The following is a 16,108-nucleotide window of genomic DNA, read 5'->3' on the forward strand; positions in this document are numbered from 1 at the left end:
GCTACTAGGTAGCTTTTATAAGTTTTACTCATTTACTTTTTTCAACTCCTCTATTATTCTCTGGTCTGATAAGTCGTGATAAGGGAATTTTTTCCTAGCTAATTGGACGGGTATTCTGCCTCGTATCGCAATGTACCCTTCGTCTTCAAGCTCTTTATTCAGTTCTCTTATTATTTGTCCTGCTTTGGATTTAGAAACAGATAAAATTACCGCAAGCTCTTTAGCTTGCAAACTATTTTTTATCATATCTTTTTCTCCTTTTTATTTTTGTGTTGTGTATAATTTAGTTATCTCCTAGTGAAAGGAGGTGGATAATATGTCATATAGTGAATATGAACAGCTTTACTATAAAATTGTTAATGAAGCTGATAAACTATACGGTGGTCAAAGTGAACACTTCAAAAAGAACCTTCAAAAACTTACAGAGAATGCTGATGAAGGTGTTTCCAGTGAAAAGATTTACTCTACCGCTTTACATGAGTCACTTGAGTACCAACGAAACTTCATCTTCTTAGAATTAGGAAAGGTTCTCTTTAGCAAAGTCGGAAAACGCCTTAAGTAGTTTTATTCCAGAATCAGGATCACTGCGTCGCTCAATCGTTTCTGCTGTAGACTCTTTGCTAAAAGCATTTCGATTGATTACAGGCTTTCTCGTATTTCGTTCAATCTTCCAAACCTTCCAAGTCACAACTGCCATTGTGATGAGGAGGGTTGTTTTGTATAGTGCGTTCATTTGTAATTCCTCCTATTAAGTTGTTTGTTCAATTGTGTGTTATTCTTCTTCGTCTAAATCAAAGTGCTGTTCGATTTGGTCAATTGCCCACTCAATCATTGATTCAAGGTGTTTCTCTCTGTCGACTTCGTAAGTGTGCTCAATCTCGCCTGCATATGTCACAGTAAGAGTATCTTTGTGTGTGTATGTTTGACTTTTGTTTTCTTTAACTGCATAAAGTGTTAATACTATATTGTTTAGCTTTTCTTTTTGTTCTGGTGTCATTTACGCTCCCCCTAAATTAGCTTCATAACCGAATTCAGTCATGATTTCATGTATTTTCAATCTGCCTTTTTGTGTCCATCTAGTTTGTAAAACTGTGTCTTCTCTGCCATCAGAACGCACAATTGTTATAGTGTCTGAATCTGTGTAACTCTTGCCCATGTGTTCTGAGTAAAGCACCCACTGTTTATTTACTTTTCGTTGTAGTCTAGCTTCGTGTAGTAGTTTGTTTAACTTTTGTGCTGATATACCGTAGTCTGCCGCGATTTGAGTTGTGGCTAATGTGCCAGTTGACTTTAAGATTTCATCTACATAGTCTGCTTTGGGTTTTAGCTCTCCGATTTCTTGTTGTAAAAGTAAGTTTTGCTCTTTTTCTTTCTTATACTCAGTCAACACTGTAATGATGTAGTCTGGATCTTTTAATGTTTGTTCAATTACGTTGTCCGTTGCGTAGATACCATGTTTGCGAATGGCTGGTAGGACATCTGATGTTACCCAGCGTTTGAATCGTTTAGCTGATTCTAGTTTTGATGAGAAGATTAGGCTGTATAAACCCGATTCGTTGACTGCAGTAAGTCCTCGATTTGGTAAATTTTCTAAAGTCGTATTTCGCGACGTTAGAACTTTCTTGTCGTCTTCATCAACATGTTTTGACAAAGCATCTCGTCCGTTTGCATATCCTAAAATGTCAGCAACATCTTTTCCTATAAAATATGGTTCTCCGTCAACCTCTAATGTTCTTACTGGTAATTCTTCAAAATTAAATGTTTGTAATGCTTGCATAATGTTTATGCTCCTTTCGTGTATAATGTTGTTATCAACCTAAGGAGGTGATGCTTATGGCTAAAAGAGGCAAGAAAAACGGTAAGCAATCTACTAGTAGAACTGCTAAACTTGCTAGCAAAGTACTTCGAGATAAACGAAGTGGTAAGAAAGCTAAAAGTTTGGCTGGTAGCGTGCTTGCTCAATCTTAATCAACCGCTCTTAAACTCTTGTATTTCATTTTCAAGATATAATCAGGGTTTATAATCAGTTGGTTTTTGTTACCTTGTGCATTTGTGTAGGTCGCAACTACATAAGTGCCGGGTAACTCCATTTCATTACCTTTCATTTCACGAAGAGTACAGTTTTTTATTCTTGTATCATCGATTAAATCTACATACTCAAATTCCATTTGTAGTTCCTCCTCTAATTTGTTTTATGTTCTTTTTCGGGAACGTTATTGGTAAAAAAAATATCAAGGTTATTTGTTTCGTAACCTAATATTTTTGCCATTTTAATAAATTCATTCGCTCCAATATCTACTATTCCATTTTCTCTCTTTGCATAAGGTGTTCTTGTTTTCCACCCCATTTTATGAGCCATTTCATCTTGCGTAATACCACAAGCTATTCTTTCTGCTCTCAATCTTTTTAAATTTAGTACCACGTTTACACCTCCTGTCGTTCTCGTTTGAGAACTAATTACAATTTATCATTACCGTTCTCATTCGTCAACACTTTTTACTGAAAAAAATTCAAAAAGTTTTTTCTTCCTTATATATTGTATTCTTTTGGGAACGGTGTTATAATCAAATCGTTCACAAATAAGAACAAATATTCAATTCAGGAGATACAAGAAATGAGAACTAATGATGAAATAATCACAATAATTAAAACATCAATGAAAGAACAAAATATGTCACTAAGTGAATTAGCTCGTCGTGTAGGTGTAGCAAAATCAGCAGTATCAAGATATTTAAATTTAACTAGAGAATTCCCTTTGAATCGTGCTGAAGATTTTGCGAAAGTACTTGGAATAAAAACAGAATATTTATTAGGATTTGCTGAACGCGAAGAATCTACAAAACAAGATACTATCGCCGCGCACTTAGATGGAGATTTTACTGAGGAAGAATTAATTGAAATTAGAAAGTATGCGGAGTTAGTTAGAAAAGCACACCGAAATCAGTAAGGGGTAATTTTATGTATTTATACGAAAAGATGGTTATTGAAAATAAAGAAATACCAATCGATGACGGAAAGTCTTTAGGTAATTTCGAAGGATTCTACGATAATGGGGTAATTTTAATTAATAAAAATTTATCTGAAACACGCAAGGCTGAAGTATTATACGAAGAACTTGCCCACCACAAGTTGACGTACGGCAACATTTTAGACCAATCAAAATGGATTAATAGAAAATTTGAAAATTATGCACGTAGACACGGCTTTATCTCAGCTGTTCCATTACGTGAAATTGTAGAAGCTCATAATTATGGTGTACGTAACTTGTATGAGTTGTCTGAGTATCTACAATTAAGCGAAGAATACATATTAGAAGCAATAGAACAATACAAAAAGATATATGGTATTGGAACTCACTATGGCGAGTATTCTATTACATTTGAGCCATTGAGAGTTTTTAAATATAAGGAAATATAAACAAAGGAGAAATCAAAATGAGAAAATATAATTACGATAAATTCTTCTTATATATGGCGGTACTGTCATTACCAATAGTCATATTTTTTCCATTAATGTTAAGCATCCCAATCATCTTTTTTATTTTTTCAATAAGAAAGAAGGAAGATTAATAGTGCCTGTGTGGCGTGAGGAGGATGAGGAATGGAAGATTATGTTCGTTATAGGCTAGAAGATCAAATAAATTGGTATGATACTAAAAGTATATCTTGCCAAAAGCAATACAATTTTAATAAACATATACAAATTATTGCCGGTGCATTAATCCCAGCAATAACACCTTTTTCGTTAGTGTTTAATTCTATGAGTTTTACTATTGTTATATCAATACTAGGAATACTGATTGTAATATCTCAGTCTATTAGTAGTATAAAGAAATTTCACGAAAACTATATTCAATATAGAACTACATGCGAAGTGTTAAAACATGAAAAATACTTATATTTAAATAATGTTGAACCTTATGACAATGAGAAAGAACCGTTAAAACTTTTAGTTTTACGCGTTGAATCAATTATTTCTAACGAGAATATAAATTGGCAAACAATGAGACAAGATATCAAGGAGGAAGAAAAATGTTAGGGAAATTATTTGTAAGCTACAGAGCAGATGACGAAGGTTCACGTTATAAAAATTTATTAGTGGGCTGGTCTGAAAATCCAAATAAAAATTTTTTTGATGTAAAATTTGAAGATACCAGTATTGGTATAAGTATCAATTCTACAAATGCTTACTATATAAAAAGGAAAATCAAAGAGAAAATCGAAAGTTCTAATAAGGTTATATGCATTATTGGAGAAAACACTCATAGCTCCGAATGGGTGAATTGGGAATTAGTAACTGCTCACAACTTAAACAAACCTATTGTCGCAATAAAGATTGATAAAAGTTACAAATCGCCTATACAAGTTTATGGAAAGAATGTACATTGGGCATATTCTTTTAGTTACGAAGCTATCAAAAAAGCACTTCTCGAAGTTTAATCGGGAAGTACTTCATACGTTTTTTCAAAAATATCGGGTTTTACAGGATATTTTTCACCATTAACTCCTGTTATAATCCAATCGCCTTTTTCAGCTTTCATTCTACCTTCTAAAGTTTCAATATAGGTAGTTCTATCTGCTTTTTCTGCATTAACTATAACTGGTTTTTTTCTAACCTTTACTTTAGGAGACATATTATCACCTACTTTTTTATTTTATTATATCACAATTAATACTAAGGACTAAATCACGGGTAGCCCGCCTACCCTTATTATTTTTTGCCAATTTTGAGGAGGGAGAAGCAAAATGCCAGTATATAAGGATGATAATACAGGTAAATGGTATTTTTCCATTAGATATAAAGATGTATACGGTAATAACAAACGTAAGATGCAACGCGGTTTTTCAACTAAGCGTGAAGCTAAGAGAGCAGAGGCTATTTTTTTGAATGACGTAAACGAAGGATATAGTGATTCGAAAACATTTGATTATGTTTTTCATCACTACTTAGAAAATAGCGATTTGAGACCTAAAACAAAACGACGCAAACAAAATGAATATCATAAACACTTTAAAGCTAAGTTCGGGCACATAAAAATGAATAAGATAACACAAAATCAATGCCAAGAGTTTCGTAAATATCTAATAGAGAATGTAGCATCAACAAATTCTGCTCGTACAATTTGGTCAGGTTTTAAAGTTGTAATTAATTATGCTAAAAAATACTTTGGATTACGTACAGATCCAACAATATCAATTAAACCTATTCCGCGTGTAAAGCCAAAACCTAAGTTTATGATGCGTGAAGAATTTGAAGAAAGAATCAAAGACATTGAAGAGCAAGATTACAGAGAGTTATTTACATTAATGTTTTATACAGGTTTAAGGATTGGCGAAGCTATGGCTCTTGTTTGGACAGACTACAATAAATACAAAAAAGAGATATCCATAAATAAAACAATGGACATCTCTAATAGAACTATATATCCGAGACCAAAAACAGATAGTTCAGAGGATATTGTTCCTTTACCTAAATTCATCAATACAATGTTAACTAAACGACACCAACGTGAAAAAGAGTTAAACAAATATTTTGATGAACGTAGTTATTTTATTTTCGGAGGAATGGCTCCCAAACATTACAGTCATGTTCAAAAGAAATTTCAAAAAGCTTTCCCCCATTATAACATTCACGCGTTAAGACATTCTTATGCATCTTATCTTGCAAATAATGGTGTAGATATTTTCGTTTTACAGTCACTTATGAGACATGCTCAAATCACTGAAACGATGGGCACTTACAGCCATTTATATACTCAGAAAAAACACGATGCAATAGCCATTTTTGACAAGTAAATGGTATCAAAATGGTATCAATAGCCATTTTCGACAGTTAAGAATGGCTTAACAACGCGGTTTAAAGCTACCCAATACTACCTTCCATTTCGAACTTGATTAAACGGTTCATTTCGACCGCGTATTCCATTGGAAGTTCTTTTGTGAATGGTTCGATGAATCCCATAACAATCATTTCTGTCGCTTCTTCTTCAGAAATACCACGACTCATTAGATAGAATAATTGTTCTTCAGAAACTTTTGAAACCTTCGCTTCATGTTCTAATGATATTTGATCGTTGAATACTTCGTTATATGGAATTGTATCTGATGTTGATTCGTTATCTAAGATTAATGTATCACACTCAATATTTGAACGAGCGCCTTTTGCTTTACGTCCAAAATGTACAATACCACGATAAATAACTTTACCACCATTTTTAGAAATAGATTTAGAAACAATCGTTGAAGATGTATTTGGCGCTTTATGAATCATTTTAGCACCGGCATCTTGAACTTGTCCTTTACCAGCAAATGCAATAGATAATGTACTACCTTTTGCACCTTCACCTAAAAGAACACAGTTTGGATATTTCATCGTTAACTTAGAACCTAAGTTACCATCTACCCATTCCATATTTCCGTTTTCATAAACAAAAGTACGTTTCGTAACTAAGTTGTATACATTGTTCGCCCAGTTTTGAATCGTAGTATAACGAACGTGCGCATCTTTATGCACAATGATTTCCACAACAGCAGAGTGTAAAGAACTAGTTGTATAAACTGGTGCAGTACAACCTTCTACGTAATGTACAGAAGCACCTTCATCAGCAATGATTAATGTACGTTCAAATTGACCCATGTTCTCAGAGTTAATACGGAAATAAGCTTGTAGTGGCGTATCTAGTTTGATATTTTTAGGTACATAAATGAACGAACCACCTGACCATACTGCTGAGTTTAACGCCGCAAATTTGTTATCTGCTGCAGGTACTACAGAAGCAAAGTATTTTTTGAATAATTCTTCATTTTCTTGTAAAGCACTATCTGTATCTTTAAAGATAATACCTTTTTCTTCAAGTTCTTTTTCCATATTATGGTAAACAACTTCAGATTCATATTGAGCAGAAACGCCAGCTAAATATTTTTGTTCAGCTTCAGGAATTCCTAATTTATCGAAAGTTCTTTTAATTTCTTCTGGCACTTCATCCCATGAACGTTCAGCTTGTTCTGAAGGCTTTACATAGTAAGTAATGTCATCGAAATTCAATTCTGATAAGTCGCCACCCCATTGAGGCATTGGCATTTTATAAAACAATTTTAATGATTTAAGACGGAAATCTAACATCCATTCCGGCTCATTTTTCATGTTAGAAATTTCTCTAACGATATTCTCAGTTAAACCACGTTCTGATCTGAAAATGGACACATCATCGTCGTGGAATCCATATTTATAATCCCCAACATCAGGTGCTTTTTTAGCCATTTCAATCACTCCTTAAAAATATATTTACAACGGCGTGCGTAAGTTTTTAATTCATGATGTAAACCATATTATAACAATGACATGACATCTTATAAAAATTTTTATACTTTTATATGTCTAATATCAAAATCATCTATGATTAACAGCATTCTATTCTTCTTCAGTCGTACCTTCTGCTTTACCTTCTTTAGCAACAGTACCTTTTTCCAATGCTTTCCAAGCTAATGTGGCACATTTAATACGAGCTGGGAATTGAGATACACCTTGCAATGCTTCAATATCTCCCATTTCTTCTGTAATCACATAGTCTTCACCAAGCATCATTTTCGTAAATTCTTGGCTCATTTGCATTGCTTCTCCAAGTGAATGACCTTTAACAGCTTGTGTCATCATCGATGCACTTGCCATTGAAATCGAACAACCTTCACCTTCAAACTTAGCATCTTTTATAATGCCATCTTCTATATCAAATGTTAGTCGTATACGGTCACCGCATGTCGGGTTATTCATATCTACTGTCATAGACCCGTTATCTAATACACCTTTATTTCTAGGATTTTTATAATGATCCATAATGACAGATCTATATAATTGATCTAGATTATTAAAATTCATAAGAGAAAAACTCCTTCGTTTGTTTCAAGGCATTTATTAACTGATCAATGTCTTCTTTCGTGTTGTATATATAAAAACTCGCTCTAGCTGTTGAAGACACATTTAACCATTTCATTAACGGTTGCGCACAATGATGCCCAGCTCTAACTGCTACACCTTCTGTATCTACGGCTGTAGCAACATCGTGTGGATGTACATCTTGTAAATTAAACGTTATTACACCTGCACGACGATTCTTTGGCGGGCCATAAATTTCAATTCCTTCAATTGCAGACATTTGCTCATAAGCATATATCGTTAATTCTTGTTCATAATTATGAATTGCATCAAAACCTATGCGTTCTAAATAGCGAATAGCTTCTGCAAGCCCAATTGCTTGAGCAATTAATGGAGTACCCGCCTCAAATTTAGTAGGTAAATCAGCCCATGTTGCATCATACTTACTTACAAAATCAATCATGTCGCCACCGAACTCAATCGGTTCCATTTTTTGTAGTAACTCACGTTTACCAAATAATACGCCAATACCTGTTGGTCCAAGCATTTTATGACCACTAAAACTATAAAAATCAGCATTCATTTCTTGCATATCAAGTTTCATATGTGGTGCTGCTTGTGCCCCATCAACACTGATAATTGCACCATGTTGATGAGCTATTTCTGCAATGGTTTTAACATCATTAATTGTACCGAGTACATTAGAAATATGTGCAATAGCTACGATCTTTGTTTTATCATTAATCGTTTGCTTAATATCTTCGATGTTTAATTCACCGTCAGCTGTCATTGGTATAAATTTCAATGTCGCATTTTTACGTTTTGCTAACTGTTGCCAAGGAACAATATTGGCATGATGTTCCATTTCAGTGACAACAATTTCATCGCCCTCTTCAACATTTGCATCACCATAGCTATGTGCTACAAGGTTAATCGACGCAGTTGTTCCGCGTGTAAAAATGATTTCTTCAAAATACTTCGCATTAATAAAACGACGAACGGTTTCACGGGCATTTTCATACCCATCAGTTGCCAATGATCCTAATGTATGAACACCACGATGAACGTTTGAATTATAACGCTTGTAGTAATCCTCTAAAACATTTAACACTTGCACAGGCGTTTGACTTGTCGCTGTTGAATCAAGATATGCTAAACGTTTGCCATTGACTTTTTGATCTAATATCGGAAAATCCTTGATTACTTCATTAACGTCAAATGAGTGTTCGGCCACTTCATTCACGACCTTTCTTAAATAAAAATCCTAATCATTTAAATACTGACGTTGTATTAGTCTTATACCAATATCGACAGTCTATATCTATTACAAACTTTTATTTTCAAAATATTATTTAGAAACTTTACGTTCAATTACTTCTCTCAATTGACGTTTAACGTCTTCGATAGGTAATTCACGTACTACTGGATCTAAGAAACCATGTATAACAAGACGTTCCGCTTCTCTTTGAGAAATACCACGACTCATTAAATAGTAAAGTTGATCTGGATCAACACGACCTACTGATGCAGCATGACCAGCTTGTACATCATCTTCATCAATTAATAAAATTGGATTCGCGTCACCACGAGCATGTTCAGATAACATTAATACACGTGATTCCTGATTAGCAATTGATTTAGTTCCACCATGCTTAATGTAGCCGATACCATTAAATACAGATGATGCATGTTCTTTCATAACACCATGTTTAAGGATATAACCATCTGTTTCTTTACCATATTGTACGATTTTAGATGTTAGATTAATTTTTTGTTCGCCTGTACCTACAACTACTGATTTAAGTGAACTTGTTGAACGATCACCAAATAAATTGGTTGTATTATCAATAATTTGGCTACCCTCATTCATTAAACCTAGTGCCCAATTAATTGAGGCATCCGCTTCAGTAATACCACGTCGAATGATATGGCCTGTAAAGCCTTTATCCATATAGTCCACTGAGCCATATGTGATATTTGAATTTGCACCAGCAATCACTTCAGAAATAATATTTAATTGATTTCCTTCACCAGATGCATTTGATAAGTAATTTTCAACATATGTGACTTCGGCGCTTTCTTCAGTAACGATGATGACATGGTTATAAAAACTTGCATTTTCGTCGTCGTGCAACACAACGTATTGTACTGGATGTTCTACAACTACATTTTTAGGAACATAAACAAATACGCCACCATTAACTAATGCCGTGTGTAGCGCTGTGATACGATGTTCATCTACTGTTACTGCATCTTTCATAAAGTACTTTTGTACTAAATCACTATGGTTCATAAGAGCGTCTGCTAAACCTTCAACGATAACGCCATCTTTCGATGCATTATCATCAACTTGTGTGTACGCAATCGTATTATTATGTTGAATTACTAAGTTTTTAGAATGATCTACGTCAATAATTTCTCTTACTGACTCAGGTAATTGTGATAAAGATTGATAAACATCACCTTTTACATCGTGTTGTTTAAAAGAATCAAAATCCCATTTTCTTAATTTTGTTTTATCAGGTTTTGGCATTTCTAAAGTTTCTGTTAATTTCAAAGCTTTTTTACGTAATTCTGTCATCCAAGAAGGTTCATTGTGGGCTTTAGAATAATCAACAAGTTGTTCTTCAGAAATGTTCAAAATATCAGTTGTCATAACTTTTTCCTCCTACTTGATGAAATTTACTATTTCGTATAAATGTTCATTTTCATCATATATAGATGAACATCTCATGGATACTGTATTAATAAGATTATTCAGCTGAACCGAACTCTTCTTTAACCCATTCATATCCTTCTTCTTCAAGACGTTTTGCTAATTCTGGACCACCAGATTTAACGACTTTACCAGCATACATTACATGTACTTTATCAGGAGTAATGTAATTTAATAATCGTTGATAGTGTGTAATCATTAATGCACCAAAGTTTTCCCCACGCATTTGGTTAATACCTTTAGATACAACTTTTAATGCATCGATGTCTAACCCTGAATCGATTTCATCTAAGATTGCAAACTTAGGTTCTAACATCATTAATTGTAAGATTTCGTTACGTTTCTTCTCTCCACCTGAGAAACCTTCATTTAAATAACGTTGTGCCATGTCTTTATCTATGTCTAGAAAATCCATATTTTTATCTAATTTTTTAATAAATTGCATTAAGTTGATTTCTTGTCCTTCTTCACGTTTCGCATTGATTGCTGAACGCATGAAATCAGCATTTGTAACACCTGTAATTTCTGATGGATATTGCATTGCCAAGAATAATCCTGCTTTTGCTCTTTCATCAACTTCTAATTCTAAAATATTTACACCGTCTAAAAGTACTTCTCCTTTAGTTACTTCATAGCTTGGGTGTCCCATAATTGCAGATGATAAAGTTGATTTACCTGTCCCGTTTGGTCCCATAATCGCATGTATTTCATCAGTGTTAATTGTCAAGTTAACACCTTTTAAGATTTCTTTATCCTCAATAGACACATGTAGGTCTTTGATTTCTAATGTTGATGCCATTTTATATTCCCTCCGTAAAATATAAAGTTTTCTTAACTAGTTTATAATAATTTTAATTTGTAGTCAAAAAGACTTTGTAATAATGCGTTCAGTTAATTATAACTTACTTATACCTTAATATAAACAACTTAAACCCTTTTTATTATTTTTAATAACTCTAAAGTACAACTCTAATCCGCTCTCTTTAAAAATATAAATGATAATAAGTGCACATAATTTCTCAATGGATTTTATGAATTTAAAATATGTTATCATTTCACTAGGACATTTGTAATATGGTATGATGCTATTTATGATTTTATTCCAATCGTTTGAAAGGAGTTATTCATGCAACAATTTAAATGGATTAATATTCTAAAAGGTTTTGCTATGGGAACGAGTGACTTGGTACCTGGTGTTAGCGGTGGTACTATCGCATTGTTGTTAGGTATATACAATCAATTTATCGCTTCAATTAGCGGCATTTTCTCCCGACGTTTTTGGCCAAGTTTTACTTTTTTAATCCCCATTATAATTGGAATGTTACTGGCAATGGGATCACTAAGTAATCTCTTTAATTATTTATTAAGCCAACACCATATTCCAACTATGTTTTTCTTTGGTGGATTAATCATTGGTATCCTTCCATATTTATTGAAAATTTCTAACTATAAAACGTCATTTACAACTAAACATTACATGATGGTTATAGCTGGTATCGCTATCTTAATTGTTATTACATTAATGAATAATGGCGATAAACATGCTGGAGAAACACTTACTCTATCAACTGGTCTTATTATTAAATACTTTATTGCAGGTATGTGTGCATCAAGTGCTATGTTACTCCCAGGTATTTCAGGGTCATTTATGTTATTAGTATTTGGCGTCTATGGCACAGTCATGCTAGCCATATCTGAAGTTGTTAAACTTAACTTTACCGGTCTTCCTATATTACTTGCAGTCGGATTTGGCGTGCTTGCTGGATTCATTATTTCAAGCAAAATTATCCAGTATTTCCTAACACATCATAAACTAATGACTTTTGCATTAATCATTGGTTTTGTTGTTGGCTCCCTCTTTGCAGTATTTCCAGGTTTACCAACTAATATCGTGATGTGGTTCGTTTCATTAGTAGTATTTATCATCGGTTTTATTGTAAGTTTGACTTTAGGTCGAATTACCGCTGAAAATGAATAATCATTTTAGGGGTGCTAAAATATATTCAGTTGCTCGTTAATCATATGCAATATATGTCTCGTTTTGTATACATATTATTGGATATCATTAGCGAGTTTTTATTTAGTTTTTTTCTAACATTAAAATAATTATTAATAAATTTTGGTATCCACTTTTATAATACAAAAAACCACCTAGCCGATGGTTATACCGACTAAGTGGCATGTGCAGTGTATTAGGAATAAAAAGTAAAATTACTCTCCTTTGTTACCTTTTACTTTATCAATAAAATCAGTTGCTTTTTCTTTTGCATTTTCAACGAATTCTTTCGCTTTACCAGAAGCTTTATCTTCTTTACCTTCGTTTTCTAAATTTTTATTATCAGTAACATTACCTACTGTTTCTTTAACATTACCTTTTGCTTGTTCGAATTTACTTTCGTCTGCCATAATAAATGCCTCCTCGGAATAATTAAATGTTATATATAATACTTACCCACTGAAAAATTATCTAAACATTTTACTTAAATAAATTTTGATATTGATTTGACGTCATTTTATAACTAGCGAAATAGATTCATCATTAACTTGAGGGAGTGGGACAGAAATAATAAAGAATCACTAATGATTTATGATGTAGTAGTCACTATCCATGTGAAATTAAAAATAAGAATAAATGAGTAGCACGCATGCATATAGGATTTTACTTTATCCGTAATAGCATCTCATTCCTAAATTTCATATAAATACCTGTTTAAATTAAAAAGCCCAGCAACACCACGTTACTGAGCCATTAATAATTATTTAGCAGGAATAACTGCACCGTTGTATTTTTCATTAATGAAGTCTTGAATATCTTTAGATTGTAATACTTCAATTAATGCTTTGATTTTCTTATCATCTTGATGTCCTTCTTTAACAGCAATTAAGTTTGCATAAGGATTATCTTTCGCACTTTCTACAGCAATAGAATCTTTTTTAGGATTTAATTTTTGTTCGATTGCAAAGTTTGAATTAATGATAACAGCATCCGCGTCTTCATTTTGATAGATTTTAGGTAAGAATTCTGCTGATTGTTTATTATTAAACTTAATATCTTTTTTATTCTCTGTAATATCACTAAACTTAGCATCTTCAATTTTTACGCCTTTTTTGATTTTAATTAAACCTGCATCAACGAAGAATTTTAAGAAACGACCTTGTTCAGCTGGATTATTAGATACGTAGACTGTTGCGCCTTTTGGTAATTCTTTTAAGCTTTTATATTTTTTAGAATACACAGCCATAGGTTCTAAATGAACATTGCCGGCACTAACAATTTTATAACCTTTATCCTTTTTCTCTGTATTTAAATAAGGTGTATGTTGGAAAAAGTTTGCATCAATTTCACCTTTATCTAGTAACTTATTAGGCGTTGTATAATCGTTAATTGTTTTAATTTCAAGTTTGTAACCTTTTTTCTCTAATAATGGTTTTGCTTTTTCTAAAATTTCAGCATGCGGCGCTGGTGATGCGCCTACAGTAATTTTCTTATCATCACTACCACCTTTGTCTCCATTACCACAAGCTGCTAATACAACTGCAAATGTTAATACTAAAATAAAACCAAATAATTTTTTCATAAAATGAAACCCCCAATTTATCGTTTATCAAGTTTATTTGTAAGCCAATCACCAATGAATTGGATTATAAATACAATAATTAAAATAAAGACTGTTGATACTAAAATCACATCATTTTGATTCCGAGTAAAACCTGTTAAATAAGCCAAGTTCCCTAAACCACCTGCACCTATGACACCTGCAACCGCTGTTGATCCAACTAAAGCGATAGCAGTTACTGTAATACCAGAAACTAATGCTGGCATGGCTTCAGGTAAGAGGACTTTACGAATTACTGTCCAAGTATTAGCACCCATTGACCAGGCCGCTTCGATGACACCTTTATCAATTTCTTTAAAAGCAATTTCTACAAGCCTTGCATAAAACGGCGCTGCGCCAATGATCAAGGCTGGTAACGCACCTGTCGGACCACTTATCGTTCCAAGTATCAAACTTGTAAATGGAATTAATAATAAAATTAAAATAATAAATGGTATCGCTCTAAATAAGTTAACAATGAAAGAAACAATAGAATAAAATAGCCTTGCGCCAATAGACTTACCTTTAGCAGACAAGAATAATAACACACCTAAAATAAGGCCGAGTATAAATGCAAATATAGTTGAGACGACCGTCATGTATAGTGTTTCGACTATTGCAGTCCAAACTTCTGGCCACTGAATATTAGGCATTGTAATCATTTCATTTATAATTTCACTAAATGATTTACCCATGTCTTAACACCTCCATTTTAACTTGTCGCTCAATTAAATCTTTTTCGAATTTTCCGAAATCTACACTTGAAATATATGGAATATGCAGAACTAAAAAGCCGACTGTTCCATTTTTTGTATTTTTAATATTTGCTTCTAAAATATTAATTTTAATATCATAGGCAGTTGATAGACTAGATACAATAGGCTCGGTTGTTGTTGAACCAGCGAAAACTAATCTAACGATATAAGCATCTTTTTCTAATGGCTCTAATTCTGTTAAAGATGTTTCGAAATCATCATTTAAATCTTCTTTCACAAATCGTTTTGTCACAGTGTGTTGAGGATTTTCAAAAACCTGTGTCACCGGCCCATGTTCTATCACTTTACCACTTTCCATAACTGCAACTTCATCACAAATACGACGAATGACATGCATTTCATGCGTAATTAGTACAATTGTTAAATTTTGTTGTTCTCTAATTTTTAGTAGTAGATCTAAAATTTCATCTGTTGTTTGCGGATCAAGTGCACTTGTTGCCTCATCACAAAGCAAGACCGTTGGATCATTAGCTAACGCTCGTGCAATCCCAACACGTTGCTTTTGTCCACCTGATAACTCTGATGGATAAGCCTTTTCTCTACCTTTTAAACCGACGAGTTCGACAAGTTCTAATGCTTTTTGCTTTGCTCTCCTTCTAGGGACACCTGCAATTTCAAGCGGAAACATAATATTTTTTAACACAGTCCTTGACCATAACAAATTAAAATGTTGGAAGATCATACTTACTTTTTGTCTTTTTGCTCTTAATCCATTTTTGGACAATTGGCCTATATGGTCTCCATCTATAATAACTTCACCTGATGTAGGCGCTTCTAAATGATTAAACATTCGAATCAAAGTACTTTTTCCTGCTCCAGAAAAACCAATGACGCCATAAATCGATCCTGCTTGAATCGATAAATTAACGTGATCTACAGCAAGGACTTCTTTATTTTTAGTCCGATATTCTTTAACAACTTCTTTTAATTCAATCACGTTGATTCCTCCCTGTGTTGCTTAATAAAATAAAAAATGCTTTCTCAATATCGATAGAAAAATTGAGAAAGCAATAGTAGTATTGTTTCTCTCATCTTCAAAAGTTAAAACTTTATGTGAATTGGCACCATTTCTATATAAGACGGTTGCCGGGCTTCGTAGGGCACATCCCTCCACCACTCTCGATAAGAGTTTACGCATCATTTAATTT

General features: G+C 33.2%; 23 protein-coding genes, 1 pseudogene and 1 riboswitch. Of the genes and pseudogenes, 8 read left to right on the plus strand and 16 right to left on the minus strand.

The genetic code is table 11. The features are described 5' to 3' along the window. Positions 1 to 24: 24 nt before the first annotated feature. The gene (locus HMPREF2658_RS00600) at positions 25 to 246 is read right to left on the minus strand and encodes a hypothetical protein (protein WP_017804695.1); all 222 of its coding nucleotides are present in this window, start codon (positions 244 to 246) and stop codon (positions 25 to 27) included. Between the two features lie 70 nt (positions 247 to 316). Here HMPREF2658_RS00600 and HMPREF2658_RS00605 point away from each other — a divergent pair, with 70 nt between their 5' ends. Beyond that, on the plus strand, positions 317 to 562 hold the full coding sequence (locus tag HMPREF2658_RS00605) for a hypothetical protein (RefSeq protein WP_070064218.1): 246 nt from the start codon (positions 317 to 319) through the stop codon (positions 560 to 562). Here the strand turns inward: HMPREF2658_RS00605 and HMPREF2658_RS00610 are convergent. The 3 genes and pseudogenes from HMPREF2658_RS00610 to HMPREF2658_RS00620 all read right to left on the minus strand — a co-directional run. Beyond that, a pseudogene (locus HMPREF2658_RS00610) lies at positions 530 to 733 on the minus strand (hypothetical protein); the annotation flags it as partial. The gene HMPREF2658_RS00605 and the pseudogene HMPREF2658_RS00610 overlap by 33 nt on opposite strands. A gap of 39 nt (positions 734 to 772) precedes the next feature. Further along, on the minus strand, positions 773 to 997 hold the full coding sequence (gene tscA / locus HMPREF2658_RS00615; protein ID WP_000187184.1) for a type II toxin-antitoxin system antitoxin TscA: 225 nt from the start codon (positions 995 to 997) through the stop codon (positions 773 to 775). Further along, positions 998 to 1,777, minus strand: coding sequence for a phage antirepressor (locus HMPREF2658_RS00620; protein ID WP_029625612.1), 780 nt, complete (start codon positions 1,775 to 1,777; stop codon positions 998 to 1,000). It lies immediately after the preceding gene. Between the two features lie 56 nt (positions 1,778 to 1,833). On the opposite strand from HMPREF2658_RS00620, the gene HMPREF2658_RS14795 reads away from it, so the two are divergent. Then, complete coding sequence (locus HMPREF2658_RS14795; RefSeq protein ID WP_001119050.1) at positions 1,834 to 1,968, plus strand: hypothetical protein; 135 nt, start codon at positions 1,834 to 1,836, stop codon at positions 1,966 to 1,968. On the opposite strand, the gene HMPREF2658_RS00625 is transcribed toward HMPREF2658_RS14795, so the two are convergent. Both HMPREF2658_RS00625 and HMPREF2658_RS00630 read right to left on the minus strand, forming a co-directional pair. Beyond that, positions 1,965 to 2,168, minus strand: coding sequence for a hypothetical protein (locus HMPREF2658_RS00625; protein ID WP_070854171.1), 204 nt, complete (start codon positions 2,166 to 2,168; stop codon positions 1,965 to 1,967). The two genes, HMPREF2658_RS14795 and HMPREF2658_RS00625, sit on opposite strands and share 4 nt — an antisense overlap. A gap of 14 nt (positions 2,169 to 2,182) precedes the next feature. Then, positions 2,183 to 2,422 carry a helix-turn-helix domain-containing protein gene (locus tag HMPREF2658_RS00630; RefSeq protein ID WP_070854172.1) on the minus strand — a complete coding sequence of 80 codons (240 nt, stop codon included), beginning with the start codon at positions 2,420 to 2,422 and terminating at the stop codon, positions 2,183 to 2,185. A gap of 192 nt (positions 2,423 to 2,614) precedes the next feature. On the opposite strand from HMPREF2658_RS00630, the gene HMPREF2658_RS00635 reads away from it, so the two are divergent. The 4 genes from HMPREF2658_RS00635 (at position 2,615) to HMPREF2658_RS00650 (ending at position 4,439) form a co-directional block, all read left to right on the plus strand. Next, positions 2,615 to 2,947 carry a helix-turn-helix domain-containing protein gene (locus tag HMPREF2658_RS00635; RefSeq protein WP_001260004.1) on the plus strand — a complete coding sequence of 111 codons (333 nt, stop codon included), beginning with the start codon at positions 2,615 to 2,617 and terminating at the stop codon, positions 2,945 to 2,947. Positions 2,948 to 2,958: 11 nt separating this feature from the next. Further along, complete coding sequence (locus HMPREF2658_RS00640) at positions 2,959 to 3,417, plus strand: ImmA/IrrE family metallo-endopeptidase (RefSeq protein ID WP_070854173.1); 459 nt, start codon at positions 2,959 to 2,961, stop codon at positions 3,415 to 3,417. 183 nt (positions 3,418 to 3,600) lie between these two features. Then, positions 3,601 to 4,038 (plus strand): DUF4231 domain-containing protein, encoded by a 438-nt coding sequence (locus tag HMPREF2658_RS00645; RefSeq protein ID WP_015977901.1) that lies wholly within the window; start codon positions 3,601 to 3,603, stop codon positions 4,036 to 4,038. Next, the gene (locus tag HMPREF2658_RS00650; protein ID WP_015977903.1) at positions 4,032 to 4,439 is read left to right on the plus strand and encodes a TIR domain-containing protein; all 408 of its coding nucleotides are present in this window, start codon (positions 4,032 to 4,034) and stop codon (positions 4,437 to 4,439) included. The genes HMPREF2658_RS00645 and HMPREF2658_RS00650 overlap by 7 nt, the downstream gene beginning before the upstream one ends. Here the strand turns inward: HMPREF2658_RS00650 and HMPREF2658_RS00655 are convergent. Next, positions 4,436 to 4,633: a hypothetical protein gene (locus tag HMPREF2658_RS00655; RefSeq protein WP_000074681.1), complete on the minus strand. Its 198-nt coding sequence runs from the start codon at positions 4,631 to 4,633 to the stop codon at positions 4,436 to 4,438. The genes HMPREF2658_RS00650 and HMPREF2658_RS00655 overlap by 4 nt on opposite strands. 112 nt (positions 4,634 to 4,745) lie before the next feature. On the opposite strand from HMPREF2658_RS00655, the gene HMPREF2658_RS00660 reads away from it, so the two are divergent. Next, entirely contained in the window at positions 4,746 to 5,795 is a 1,050-nt protein-coding gene (locus HMPREF2658_RS00660) for a site-specific integrase (RefSeq protein WP_070854174.1), read from the plus strand. Between the two features lie 67 nt (positions 5,796 to 5,862). Here the strand turns inward: HMPREF2658_RS00660 and sufB are convergent, their stop codons facing one another. The 5 genes from sufB to sufC all read right to left on the minus strand — a co-directional run bounded on the left by sufB (position 5,863) and on the right by sufC (position 11,387). Further along, the gene (gene sufB / locus HMPREF2658_RS00665) at positions 5,863 to 7,260 is read right to left on the minus strand and encodes a Fe-S cluster assembly protein SufB (RefSeq protein WP_001074405.1); all 1,398 of its coding nucleotides are present in this window, start codon (positions 7,258 to 7,260) and stop codon (positions 5,863 to 5,865) included. A 150-nt stretch (positions 7,261 to 7,410) separates the two neighbouring features. Further along, positions 7,411 to 7,875 (minus strand): Fe-S cluster assembly sulfur transfer protein SufU, encoded by a 465-nt coding sequence (gene sufU, locus HMPREF2658_RS00670; RefSeq protein ID WP_001010508.1) that lies wholly within the window; start codon positions 7,873 to 7,875, stop codon positions 7,411 to 7,413. Beyond that, positions 7,865 to 9,115, minus strand: a complete 1,251-nt coding sequence (locus HMPREF2658_RS00675; RefSeq protein ID WP_001006456.1) for a cysteine desulfurase — start codon at positions 9,113 to 9,115, stop codon at positions 7,865 to 7,867. The genes sufU and HMPREF2658_RS00675 overlap by 11 nt, the downstream gene beginning before the upstream one ends. 105 nt (positions 9,116 to 9,220) lie before the next feature. Beyond that, positions 9,221 to 10,528 carry a Fe-S cluster assembly protein SufD gene (sufD, locus tag HMPREF2658_RS00680; RefSeq protein ID WP_000205572.1) on the minus strand — a complete coding sequence of 436 codons (1,308 nt, stop codon included), beginning with the start codon at positions 10,526 to 10,528 and terminating at the stop codon, positions 9,221 to 9,223. 97 nt (positions 10,529 to 10,625) lie between these two features. After that, the gene (gene sufC / locus HMPREF2658_RS00685) at positions 10,626 to 11,387 is read right to left on the minus strand and encodes a Fe-S cluster assembly ATPase SufC (RefSeq protein ID WP_000168845.1); all 762 of its coding nucleotides are present in this window, start codon (positions 11,385 to 11,387) and stop codon (positions 10,626 to 10,628) included. Between the two features lie 327 nt (positions 11,388 to 11,714). Between sufC and HMPREF2658_RS00690 the strand changes: the two genes are divergently transcribed. Next, complete coding sequence (locus tag HMPREF2658_RS00690; RefSeq protein WP_001183846.1) at positions 11,715 to 12,566, plus strand: polyprenyl-phosphate transporter PopT; 852 nt, start codon at positions 11,715 to 11,717, stop codon at positions 12,564 to 12,566. 233 nt (positions 12,567 to 12,799) lie between these two features. On the opposite strand, the gene HMPREF2658_RS00695 is transcribed toward HMPREF2658_RS00690, so the two are convergent. From HMPREF2658_RS00695 to HMPREF2658_RS00710, 4 genes are all read right to left on the minus strand, one after another. Then, positions 12,800 to 12,994 carry a CsbD family protein gene (locus tag HMPREF2658_RS00695; RefSeq protein ID WP_000752917.1) on the minus strand — a complete coding sequence of 65 codons (195 nt, stop codon included), beginning with the start codon at positions 12,992 to 12,994 and terminating at the stop codon, positions 12,800 to 12,802. Positions 12,995 to 13,344: 350 nt separating this feature from the next. Beyond that, positions 13,345 to 14,166, minus strand: a complete 822-nt coding sequence (locus tag HMPREF2658_RS00700) for a MetQ/NlpA family ABC transporter substrate-binding protein (RefSeq protein ID WP_000732319.1) — start codon at positions 14,164 to 14,166, stop codon at positions 13,345 to 13,347. A gap of 17 nt (positions 14,167 to 14,183) precedes the next feature. Further along, positions 14,184 to 14,879 (minus strand): methionine ABC transporter permease, encoded by a 696-nt coding sequence (locus tag HMPREF2658_RS00705; RefSeq protein ID WP_000520233.1) that lies wholly within the window; start codon positions 14,877 to 14,879, stop codon positions 14,184 to 14,186. Further along, complete coding sequence (locus HMPREF2658_RS00710) at positions 14,872 to 15,897, minus strand: methionine ABC transporter ATP-binding protein (protein ID WP_000571205.1); 1,026 nt, start codon at positions 15,895 to 15,897, stop codon at positions 14,872 to 14,874. Before HMPREF2658_RS00710 ends, HMPREF2658_RS00705 begins: the two co-directional genes overlap by 8 nt. Before the next feature lie 88 nt (positions 15,898 to 15,985). Further along, a riboswitch (SAM riboswitch) is annotated at positions 15,986 to 16,089 on the minus strand. Positions 16,090 to 16,108: the final 19 nt, after the last annotated feature.

Origin of the sequence: Staphylococcus sp. HMSC062H10 (assembly GCF_001836945.1) — a bacterium.
Classification (GTDB): Bacteria; Bacillota; Bacilli; order Staphylococcales; family Staphylococcaceae; genus Staphylococcus; species Staphylococcus aureus.

Excerpts from the sequence above, each read along its gene's own strand:
- HMPREF2658_RS00600 (WP_017804695.1), bottom strand. The coding sequence starts at position 246 with ATGATAAAAAATAGTTTGCAAGCTAAAGAGCTTGCGGTAATTTTATCT.
- HMPREF2658_RS00605 (WP_070064218.1), top strand. The coding sequence starts at position 317 with ATGTCATATAGTGAATATGAACAGCTTTACTATAAAATTGTTAATGAA.
- tscA (WP_000187184.1), bottom strand. The coding sequence starts at position 997 with ATGACACCAGAACAAAAAGAAAAGCTAAACAATATAGTATTAACACTT.
- HMPREF2658_RS00620 (WP_029625612.1), bottom strand. The coding sequence starts at position 1,777 with ATGCAAGCATTACAAACATTTAATTTTGAAGAATTACCAGTAAGAACA.
- HMPREF2658_RS14795 (WP_001119050.1), top strand. The coding sequence starts at position 1,834 with ATGGCTAAAAGAGGCAAGAAAAACGGTAAGCAATCTACTAGTAGAACT.
- HMPREF2658_RS00625 (WP_070854171.1), bottom strand. The coding sequence starts at position 2,168 with ATGGAATTTGAGTATGTAGATTTAATCGATGATACAAGAATAAAAAAC.
- HMPREF2658_RS00635 (WP_001260004.1), top strand. The coding sequence starts at position 2,615 with ATGAGAACTAATGATGAAATAATCACAATAATTAAAACATCAATGAAA.
- HMPREF2658_RS00640 (WP_070854173.1), top strand. The coding sequence starts at position 2,959 with ATGTATTTATACGAAAAGATGGTTATTGAAAATAAAGAAATACCAATC.
- HMPREF2658_RS00645 (WP_015977901.1), top strand. The coding sequence starts at position 3,601 with ATGGAAGATTATGTTCGTTATAGGCTAGAAGATCAAATAAATTGGTAT.
- HMPREF2658_RS00650 (WP_015977903.1), top strand. The coding sequence starts at position 4,032 with ATGTTAGGGAAATTATTTGTAAGCTACAGAGCAGATGACGAAGGTTCA.
- HMPREF2658_RS00655 (WP_000074681.1), bottom strand. The coding sequence starts at position 4,633 with ATGTCTCCTAAAGTAAAGGTTAGAAAAAAACCAGTTATAGTTAATGCA.
- HMPREF2658_RS00660 (WP_070854174.1), top strand. The coding sequence starts at position 4,746 with ATGCCAGTATATAAGGATGATAATACAGGTAAATGGTATTTTTCCATT.
- sufB (WP_001074405.1), bottom strand. The coding sequence starts at position 7,260 with ATGGCTAAAAAAGCACCTGATGTTGGGGATTATAAATATGGATTCCAC.
- sufU (WP_001010508.1), bottom strand. The coding sequence starts at position 7,875 with ATGAATTTTAATAATCTAGATCAATTATATAGATCTGTCATTATGGAT.
- sufD (WP_000205572.1), bottom strand. The coding sequence starts at position 10,528 with ATGACAACTGATATTTTGAACATTTCTGAAGAACAACTTGTTGATTAT.
- sufC (WP_000168845.1), bottom strand. The coding sequence starts at position 11,387 with ATGGCATCAACATTAGAAATCAAAGACCTACATGTGTCTATTGAGGAT.
- HMPREF2658_RS00690 (WP_001183846.1), top strand. The coding sequence starts at position 11,715 with ATGCAACAATTTAAATGGATTAATATTCTAAAAGGTTTTGCTATGGGA.
- HMPREF2658_RS00695 (WP_000752917.1), bottom strand. The coding sequence starts at position 12,994 with ATGGCAGACGAAAGTAAATTCGAACAAGCAAAAGGTAATGTTAAAGAA.
- HMPREF2658_RS00700 (WP_000732319.1), bottom strand. The coding sequence starts at position 14,166 with ATGAAAAAATTATTTGGTTTTATTTTAGTATTAACATTTGCAGTTGTA.
- HMPREF2658_RS00705 (WP_000520233.1), bottom strand. The coding sequence starts at position 14,879 with ATGGGTAAATCATTTAGTGAAATTATAAATGAAATGATTACAATGCCT.